The following is an 8,457-nucleotide window of genomic DNA, read 5'->3' as shown; positions in this document are numbered from 1 at the left end:
GCCGCGGACCGTGGCCGTCACCCCGCCCAACGAGACCACCGCCCTGACGCTGAAGTGGCCCTGGGGCCCGCTCGTCCACCAGGACGGCGCCACCCACCCCGCCACGTTTGTGAACCCGATCGGCTGACGGCCGCTACTGATCGCCCTGCTTGGCCTGACCGTCCTGCCCGGCCTGCCCGCGATCCTCCGGCAGCCGCAGGCCGGCCAGGACATCGTCGAAGACCTTCTTGTACCGGTCCCACTCGGTGGCCGGCGCGGAGAGGTAGATGGCGTACTCCTTCTCGCCGGGACGGCCGAAACCCAGGTCTATGGCGCGGAACTCGCGTCTGCTGCCCGACCACTTCCACTCCCACAGGGCCGCGGGCCGGTCGCGGAAACGCGTTTCCTGCATGCGCAGCTGCTGGTAGCCGGGGAACTTGCCCTCGTTGAGGGCGGCGCGCTCGTTGTCCTTCCAGCGCTGAAGCGGATTCACACCCGCGAAATCGAGCGACTCGATGCGCAGGCCGACCAGCTGGTTCGGGTTGAGGTAGGTGTAGCCGTTCGCCTGCTTCTGGCGGATCCAGCCGTTCGGCAGCGGGAAATCGACACCGGCAGCCGGGTCCGCCACCCGGTGGTAGCCCACCGGGACCGGCCGCGGGGTGGGCTTGGCATGGGGCTTCGACGGAGCGGGCGACGGGTTCTCGGGCTGCGGTGTACGGCTGTCGGACGCCTGCGCGTTCCCGTCCGGCCAGTAGCCGAGGGCGTACAGGGTGCTGCCCGCGAGAGCCAGTGCGGCGACCACGGAGACGGCGGTGAGCAGGACCGTGCGGCGGCGATTGCGGGGCTGCTTTTCGGAGGGGGGCGGGGTGGTGGCCGGGGCCGTGACCGGGTGGTCGACCGGGGCGGTGGGGCCGGTGGCGGGGGTGAATCCGCCGGTGGGGGCCGTGTTGCCGGTCGTATTGCCGGTGGTGGCCGTGCCGTTCGTAGCGTTCGTGCCGTCCGTAGCCGGTGGTGCCAAGTGGTACGAGCCGGTTGCCGACGGCGGAGTCGGGGCCGGGGTCGGGGTGTTCGTGTGGGCGCCGTGGGCCGGTGGGGTCGTACCGGCCGTGGTGGTGGCGGTGGAGTCCCCCGCGGCTCCGTGTGCGCCGGCACCGCTCAGCCATGCGGTGGTGTCCGTGTGCGCTGCGGGTGCGCGCAGGGCCTGTTCCACGGCCTGGGCCGAGGGGCGGTCCGCGGGCTCCTTGGCCAGCAGGGCTTCGATCAGACCGGTCAGCGCACCGGCATTGCGCGGCGGGTCCAGCGGATCGACAGCAATGGAGTACGCCGTCTCGACCGCCGTGAGCTTACGGAACGGGGGCCGTCCCTCCAGCGCTTGGTAGAGCGTGGCGCCCAGCGCCCACAGGTCGGAGGCCGGGCCGGGGGTGCCGCCACGGACCCGTTCGGGGGCGAGATAGTCGATGGAGCCGATCAGCTCGCCGGTCTTGGTGAGGGTGGAGGTGCCGGTGGCGACCGCGATGCCGAAGTCCGTGAGGACGACCCGGCCGTCCTCGCCGAGCAGCACGTTGCCGGGCTTCACGTCGCGGTGCAGGACCCCGGCGGAGTGCGCCGCCCGCAGCGCGGCGACCATGCCGCGGCCGATCCGGGCCACCTCGCCCAGGGGCACCGCGCCGTCCGAGAGCGTGGCCTCCTTGATCACGTCGCCGAGCGTCACCGACGGCACGTACTCCATGACGATGCACGGCAGACCGGCGTCGTCCACGACATCGTGGACGCTGACCACGTTGGGGTGGTTGATACGGGCGGCGGACCGGGCCTCACGGCGGGTGCGCTCGTTGCGGCGGGCCAGCTCGTCGGGCTCCAGTTCCGGGGAGACGTGCAGCCGCTTGACCGCGACCTGGCGGCCGAGCAGTTCGTCGTAGGACCGCCAGACGGTGCCCATGCCGCCCCGGCCTATCTCCTCGACCAGGCGGTACCGCCCGGCGACCAGCCGCCCGTCGTCCACCGCCGCCTCCGTCACCGCGCCGTGCCCCTTGCCCCTTCGGTTCCCCCATACAGGTGTCCGGCGCAACGATAGTCGTCCGACGGGCGCTGCCGGGGGACCGGGGCGCGGTCTCCCGGCGTGTGCCGGGGGCGTACCGGGGGTTTTCCACGATGCGGATGGGCCGGTTGTGGTTGTGGTTGCGGGCCCATGGATCAGACGGAAAAGGCGGTGACCTGCGCACGGTCGCTCTCGCCGTCCGAGAGGAAGGCCGCCAGCGTCTGTCCCTCCTCGGTCACGGCGGTGCGCTCGGCCCGGGAGAAGCGGCGCAGCGGGGTGGCCGTCACGGTGCCGTCCTCGACGGCCCAGGTCGCGGCGACCCGGCCGTCCACCAGGACGACGCGGGCACCGGCGACCGAAAGGCCGCGGTGGGCATCGTCGATGATCCGGCCGCGGTCCTGGTAGCCGAGGATCGCGTTGTCGAAGGCGGGCAGGAACCGTACCGGCGCGGGCGTATCGGGGTCGGGGCGCGGGGCGTCGGGGAGGTCGAGCAGTTCCCGGCCGCGCTCGTCGCGGAAGGTCACCAGCTCCTCGCGTACGGCGGCGATCGCGGCCGGGAGCCCGGCGAGGCCGCACCAGGCGCGCAGATCGGCGGAGGCGGCGGGGCCGTAGGCGGCGAGGTAGCGGCGCACCAGGGCTGCGCCTACGGGGTCGGGGGCGGCTGGGGTGGTGCCTTTAGGGGTGGCGCTATTGGGGGCCGCGCCGTTCGGGGCGATCGGTGGGTCGATGTCGCGGCCGAGCCAGGTGGCGAGCGGTACGTACCGGGCGCCCGCCCTCGTACGCCACAGGCCGCGCGGCGGCAGCTGCACCATCGGGATCAGGGCGGCGACCAGCATCTCCCCCAGCGCCCGCAGCCCCGGCCCGGGCCACCGCCCGGCGACCGCCCGGGCCAGCTCGGGCATCGAGCGGGGCGCGCCGTCGGCCATGACCGCGCGGCCCGCGGCGGCGAGTTCGTCGAGGTCCACCCCGGCGAGTTCGCGGCGGTAGGCGCCCTGCGCGCGTTGGCGCAGCATGGCGTCGTGGCGGGCGCGCCAGGCCAGTACGTCGTCGGCGGTGACGAGGTGGACGGTGCGGCGCATGAGGTGCGTACGGACGACGTGCCGTCCGGTCAGCAGGTCCGAGAGCGACGACGGGTCGAACGCGCGCAGCCGCGACCAGAGGCCGATGAACGGTTCCTGCGGCTCCTGCGCCTGGAGGCCGCACAGATGCCCGACGGCGTCGAGGACCGGCAGGCCGGCGCGGTCGAGGAGCAACTGGCGGGCGAGGGTGGCGCGGTTGAGGGCCCGGTTGTCGAGAACGGTCATGTGCGTCCTTGCCTGGTCATGTACGTCACCTGCTCATGTGCGTCCTGGCCGGTCCTGGTCGCCGGCTGGTGCTGTGACCTGGTGGTCCCGTGGCCTGGTCATGGCTCATCTTGGCGGAGATAGCGGACAGGTTGTGTCCTCATTGGGAGGCAGCATGGGGGCATGCAGAAGACTTCAGCGCGGCTGCTGGCCCTGCTCTCCCTGCTCCAGACGCGCCGGGACTGGCCGGGGGCGCTGCTGGCCGAGCGGCTGGACGTCAGCGCGCGCACCGTACGCCGTGACGTCGACCGCCTGCGGGAACTCGGCTACCCCATCGCCTCGACCAAGGGACCCGACGGCGGTTACCGGCTCGGGTCCGGGTCGGAGCTGCCCCCGCTGCTGTTCGACGACGAACAGGCCATCGCCCTCGCCGTAGCGCTCCGGAACGCCACCACCACAGGGGTCGGTGTCGAGGAGGCCGCAGCGCGCGCTCTGCACACCGTCCGGCAGGTCATGCCCGCGCGCTTGCGCCACCGGATCGACACTCTTCAGGTCACTCCTGTCGAGCGGCCGACGGCGCGGCCGAACCCTCAGGTGGACAGCGGTGTGCTGGTGGCGCTCAGCGCTGCGGTGCACGCACGGGAGGAGTTGCGGTTCGAGTACGCGCCGGTGTCGGTGCCGGACGCGTCCGCGACCCATCACCCCGTACGCCGCGTAGAGCCGCACCACCTCGTCACCTGGGGAGGCCGCTGGTACCTCGTCGCCTGGGATCTCGACCGGGCGGACTGGCGTACGTTCCGGGCGGACCGGATCGCGCCGCGTACTCCTACAGGGCCTCGCTTCACCCCGCGTGACCTGCCGGGAGGCGATGTCGCCGCCTTCGTCGCCGGGCGTTTCCAGGGCTCGGACGGGCCGGGCGGACGGCCCTGCCGCGGCGAGGTGGTCCTCGGGCTGCCCGCCGGTGACGTATCCCCGTACATCCGTGACGGTGTCGTGGAGGAGCTGGGCCCGTCCCGGTGCCGGCTGGTGTCGGGGGCCTGGTCGTGGGCCGCGCTGGCCGCCGACATCGGCAGGTTCGACGCGGATATCGAGGTGGCGGGGCCGGGTGAGCTGAGGGAGGCGTTCGGGCGGCTGGCCCGGCGGTACGCCGATGCCGCGGGCGACGCGTCGGGAGGCTGAGCCGAGCGGAGGCCCCTGCCCCTGCCCCTGCCCCTGCCCCTGCCCCTGCCCCTGCCCCTGCCCCGGATGATCTCAGGGGCCAACCAGGGTTCCCACGGATGCCGCCGGTCCGCGCGGCTTGCCACCATGGGCGCATGAACGATGCTGCCCCCGCCGACAACACGACGGGCCCCGCCGGGGACGCGTCCGGCCCCGCGGACAATCCGCCGGCCCCCGACGCCTCCCGCCCGGCGCCGCGGACGCACCCGCGCCGCAGCCGTCGGCACAAGGTGATCGCCGGGGTGTGCGGGGGCCTGGGCCGGCACTGGGACCTGGACCCGGTGATCTTCCGGATCGTGCTGGCCGTCCTGGCGGCCTCCGGCGGCATCGGCCTGATCGTGTACGGCTTCGCCTGGCTGCTGATCCCGCAGGAGGGCGAGGACGAGAACGAGGGGCGCCGGCTGCTGTCCGGCCGGGTCGAGGGCACCGCGCTGACCGCCCTGCTGTTCGCGCTGGTCGGCTGCGGCTTCTTCCTGACCTCCCTCGCCAACCGCGGCGTGCTGGCCTTCACGGTCATGCTCGCGCTGGCGGTGGGCGGTTCGGCGTACTGGTCGCGGCAGCGCCGTACGGCCGGGACGGACGGGCCCGGGGCGGCGGACTCGGCGTCCGCCCAGGCCGTCGCGGACGCGCCGCCCGAGACGATGGCGCCGCCCACCCGTAACGGCCCGTCCTGGTGGCGGGACCCGCTCTCCAAGGAAGGGACGGCCGGCGTGGGCTATCTGTGGGGGCCGGACGACGCGCCGTACACCCGCGAGCAGGCGTACGGCGCGGGCGGCAGGGCCTCGGGGGCGACGGCGTGGGGCGGCCCCGGGGGGCCGCGGGGCGCCGCTCCGGCCAAGCGGCGGCGGGCGGGCCGGCCGATCGGCGGCTGGACGTTTCTGCTGGCGATGATCGCGGCCGTGGCGGCGGGGGGTGCCACGGCCGAGCACCACAAGGGGTCCACCGTTCTGATCGCCGGTCTCTCCGCCGCGCTCGTGGTCTTCGGTCTCGGGCTGGTGATCAGCGCCTGGTGGGGGCGGACCGGCGGCGGCACGGTCTTCATGGTGATCCTGACGTCCCTGCTGCTGGCGGGCGCCGCGGTGCTGCCCCCGAACGTCGCCACCGACTGGCACAACCGCGTGTGGGTGCCGATGGACGCCGCTTCCGTACGCCCGAGTTACGACGTCGGGGCCGGACGCGGGGAGCTGGACCTGACCAACATCCCCTTCAAGAACGGGCAGACGGTACGGACGCGGGCCTCCGTCGGCGCCGGGCAGCTCCAAGTGACCGTGCCCGACGGCGTCACGGCGCGGCTGCACATCGACGTGGGGCTGGGTGACGTACGGCTGCCGGGCGAGACATCGGAGGACTTCCACGTCGGGACCGACCAGGAGCAGACCGTCACCCTGCCCGCCACAGGGCTGAAGGGAGGCGAGAAGCCGCGCGGCACGCTGGATCTCGACCTGAAGGTGGGGGCGGGACAGGTGGCGGTGGAACGGGGGGCTCCTTCGGAGGCTTCACCGTCGCCGTCGTCGCCCCCGCCAACGCCGTCGCCGTCATCGCAGGACAAGGGAGAGCACCAGTGAAGCGCCATGCTTTCGAGCCCGCCCGGCTCATCACCGGCCTGACCGCGCTCAGTGTGGGAGGTGCCTACGCGTGCGAAGCGGCCGGTGTGGTGGACCTGCCGGGCGCGCTGCCCGTACTGGCCGTACCGGCGGGTCTGTGCCTGGCGGGTGTGACGGCGGCCGTCTGGAGCGTGGTCCGGCGGCAGTGCTCGGGGGCGTCCGCGCCACGGGACTGAGAATCGGGACCGGCATGCCCTGGACCAGCGCCCCTACCCGAACAACTGCCGCCCCTGCCTACTGCGCCGTGCCTCCAGCGCCGCGTCCACGGACAGCATCGGCGCCCCGGCGAGCACCAGCGGCAGCCATGCCATCAGGTAGGCCAGGTCGTTGCCGTAGTAGTACGGCTCGGTCGACCAGCTCACGGTGAGCCACAGGCTCAGCGAGATCAGCGCGCCGCCAAGCGCGGCGACGCGCGCGAACAGCCCGGCCAGTGTGCCGATGCCGACCGCCAACTCCCCCGCCGCGATGGCGTACCCGAAGCTCGCCGGGTTCTTGAGCGCCAGGTCCACCAGCTGGGGCACGGCCGAGGTGTCCCGTATCTGCCGCATCAGCTCGCCGATCGAGCCGGTGCCGCTCGCCGCGAAGAACGCCGGGTCGGTCAGCTTGTCCAGGCCCGCGTAGACGAAGGTGATGCCGAGGAAGATCCGCAGCGGCAGCAGCGCGCCGCGTGCCATCGCGCCGCGCGGCCCGCCGCCCCTGCCCGCTCCGGGCCCGACCGGCCCGGCACCGACCGCACGATCCGCGTGAGCCATGGCATCCGCCTCTCCGTCGCTGCCGGACGCGGACGATTGTGCCCGCGCCGATGCGTTACGCAAGGGATACGGATGTCCTCGGGCGGGGCGTTCAGTACCGGCGCCCCGGCGTTCCCCCTTCGGTCATTCCCGCAATCACCCCTGTGGCCCGAGGGGTGATCACTCCTGTACGTCGATCGTGTAGCTGTTCGTCTCCACGCCCGCCGCCGTGACGACCCGGACCTCCACCCGGCCCGGCTCCACGTCCGCCGGTACGGGCACGGTGAGCAGGCCGTCCGTCGGGTTCCCGAAGCCGCCGGCGACCGGCACGAGCGGTACGTGGGCGTGCACCGGGCCGATCCGTACGACGGTGCGCGCCAGCAGGTCCGGGCCCTGCGCGCCCGGCGGTACGAAGCCGGTGCCGCGGATCTCGATGTCGTCGCCGGTACGGATCGGCGCGGCCAGGTCGCCCGGCTCCCGGGCCCGTACGACGGACAGGACGACCGGACGGCCGCCCTCCGCGTACTTGCCCGCCACGTACATGAGCGCCCCGATGACCACGATCACACCGAACGTCCACGGCAGGTCCGGCAGCCGGGACGGGTCGCGGGAAAGGCGCACCAGGGCGAAGGAGACGGCCGCGACGTTCAGCAGCAGGTACTGCGTGTCGGTGAGGCTCGCGCGCCCCGCGTCGTCCGTGAGCAGGTCGCCCGCGCGCGGGCGCTCCGCGCGCACCTTCTGGAGGCGGCGTCCCTGGATGCGTACGACGACCACCCGGCGGACGAGCACCGCCACCGCGCAGGTGACCGCCAGTACGGTCAGCAGCCCGGCGCCGTACGGGAGTTGGAGCCCGTCGATGTGCGCGGCGCGGGCGTCCGCGTCCGTCACCACGGCCAGTTGGACGGCCTGTACGAGGACGGCGTACGCGACGAGCAGCAGCCAGCCCGCGGCCACCGTGCGCGAGGTCGAGAGCCGGTTGTCCTCGCCGACCAGCGGTGCGAGCAGGCCGCCGCGGCTGCGGTGGCGCCACGCCGCGCCGGTCAGGGCGAGCGTGAGGACCGCCGCGGCGACCAGGCCCGCCGTACGCTGCACCGTCCAGCCGGTGCCGATCGCGGTCAGGGCCTGGACGAGCAGGAGCACGCCGAGGCCGCACCACATCACCAGCAGCGAGCGCCGCCACACGGCGTCCAGCCAGGCCGCGCCCTCGGCGGCGGCGCGCTCGGCGACCGTACGGGCCGAGAGGGCCAGTTCGTCCGAGACCCACTGCCGCGCGGCGCCCGCCGAGTGCGCGAGCGCGGCCGGCACGCCGCGGCCTGCGGCGTACTCCTCGCGCAGCGCCACGAACGCGGCCACCGCCCGGCGATGCCCCTCGCGCGCGCCGCGCGGGCACTTCCCGCACGTGCAGTCGCCGCCCCCACCGGGCTCCCCGGGCACCGGCCCTCCGGCCTCCCGGAACCCTTCGGCCCCTCCCGCCCCCGAGCTCCCTCCGGGCGTTCCGGACGCTCCCGCCGCCCCGCCCGCTGTCTCCACCGACACGTCCGCTCCGCCCCGACCACCAGTCGTCGTCAACTTCACCTTACCGAGCAGGAATTGTGCCGTACGGG

7 protein-coding genes and 1 pseudogene are annotated in these 8,457 nt (G+C 74.0%); 4 read left to right on the top strand and 4 right to left on the bottom strand.

Translation table 11 applies throughout. The features are described from left to right. A pseudogene (locus ADK86_RS40705) lies at positions 1–127 on the top strand (DUF4232 domain-containing protein); the annotation flags it as partial. Positions 128–133: 6 nt separating this feature from the next. Here the strand turns inward: ADK86_RS40705 and ADK86_RS11495 are convergent. Together ADK86_RS11495 and ADK86_RS11490 are read right to left on the bottom strand one after the other, a co-directional pair. Then, positions 134–1,918, bottom strand: a complete 1,785-nt coding sequence (locus tag ADK86_RS11495; protein ID WP_420718841.1) for a protein kinase domain-containing protein — start codon at positions 1,916–1,918, stop codon at positions 134–136. A 254-nt stretch (positions 1,919–2,172) separates the two neighbouring features. Continuing rightward, a complete protein-coding gene (locus ADK86_RS11490; RefSeq protein ID WP_053696488.1) occupies positions 2,173–3,321 on the bottom strand; it encodes a winged helix DNA-binding domain-containing protein in 1,149 nt (382 codons plus the stop codon). Positions 3,322–3,483: 162 nt separating this feature from the next. On the opposite strand from ADK86_RS11490, the gene ADK86_RS11485 reads away from it, so the two are divergent. The 3 genes from ADK86_RS11485 (at position 3,484) to ADK86_RS11475 (ending at position 6,298) form a co-directional block, all read left to right on the top strand. Further along, entirely contained in the window at positions 3,484–4,479 is a 996-nt protein-coding gene (locus tag ADK86_RS11485; protein ID WP_053696487.1) for a helix-turn-helix transcriptional regulator, read from the top strand. A gap of 134 nt (positions 4,480–4,613) precedes the next feature. Continuing rightward, positions 4,614–6,083 carry a PspC domain-containing protein gene (locus ADK86_RS11480; RefSeq protein WP_053696486.1) on the top strand — a complete coding sequence of 490 codons (1,470 nt, stop codon included), beginning with the start codon at positions 4,614–4,616 and terminating at the stop codon, positions 6,081–6,083. Next, positions 6,080–6,298 carry a hypothetical protein gene (locus tag ADK86_RS11475; RefSeq protein ID WP_053696485.1) on the top strand — a complete coding sequence of 73 codons (219 nt, stop codon included), beginning with the start codon at positions 6,080–6,082 and terminating at the stop codon, positions 6,296–6,298. The genes ADK86_RS11480 and ADK86_RS11475 overlap by 4 nt, the downstream gene beginning before the upstream one ends. Before the next feature lie 33 nt (positions 6,299–6,331). Here the strand turns inward: ADK86_RS11475 and ADK86_RS11470 are convergent, their stop codons facing one another. After that, a complete protein-coding gene (locus ADK86_RS11470) occupies positions 6,332–6,874 on the bottom strand; it encodes a DoxX family protein (protein ID WP_053696484.1) in 543 nt (180 codons plus the stop codon). Between the two features lie 159 nt (positions 6,875–7,033). Further along, positions 7,034–8,287 carry a hypothetical protein gene (locus tag ADK86_RS11465; RefSeq protein WP_053696483.1) on the bottom strand — a complete coding sequence of 418 codons (1,254 nt, stop codon included), beginning with the start codon at positions 8,285–8,287 and terminating at the stop codon, positions 7,034–7,036. Between the last annotated feature and the right edge of the window lie 170 nt (positions 8,288–8,457).

The sequence above is a fragment of the Streptomyces sp. NRRL F-5755 genome (assembly GCF_001279365.1).
Taxonomy (GTDB): Bacteria; Actinomycetota; Actinomycetes; order Streptomycetales; family Streptomycetaceae; genus Streptomyces; species Streptomyces rimosus.
The sequence above is the reverse complement of the archived record's forward strand: the minus strand, read 5'-3'. Positions and strand labels throughout refer to the sequence as shown.

Excerpts from the sequence above, each read along its gene's own strand:
- ADK86_RS11495 (WP_420718841.1), bottom strand. The coding sequence starts at position 1,918 with ATGGGCACCGTCTGGCGGTCCTACGACGAACTGCTCGGCCGCCAGGTC.
- ADK86_RS11485 (WP_053696487.1), top strand. The coding sequence starts at position 3,484 with ATGCAGAAGACTTCAGCGCGGCTGCTGGCCCTGCTCTCCCTGCTCCAG.
- ADK86_RS11480 (WP_053696486.1), top strand. The coding sequence starts at position 4,614 with ATGAACGATGCTGCCCCCGCCGACAACACGACGGGCCCCGCCGGGGAC.
- ADK86_RS11470 (WP_053696484.1), bottom strand. The coding sequence starts at position 6,874 with ATGGCTCACGCGGATCGTGCGGTCGGTGCCGGGCCGGTCGGGCCCGGA.
- ADK86_RS11490 (WP_053696488.1), bottom strand. The coding sequence starts at position 3,321 with ATGACCGTTCTCGACAACCGGGCCCTCAACCGCGCCACCCTCGCCCGC.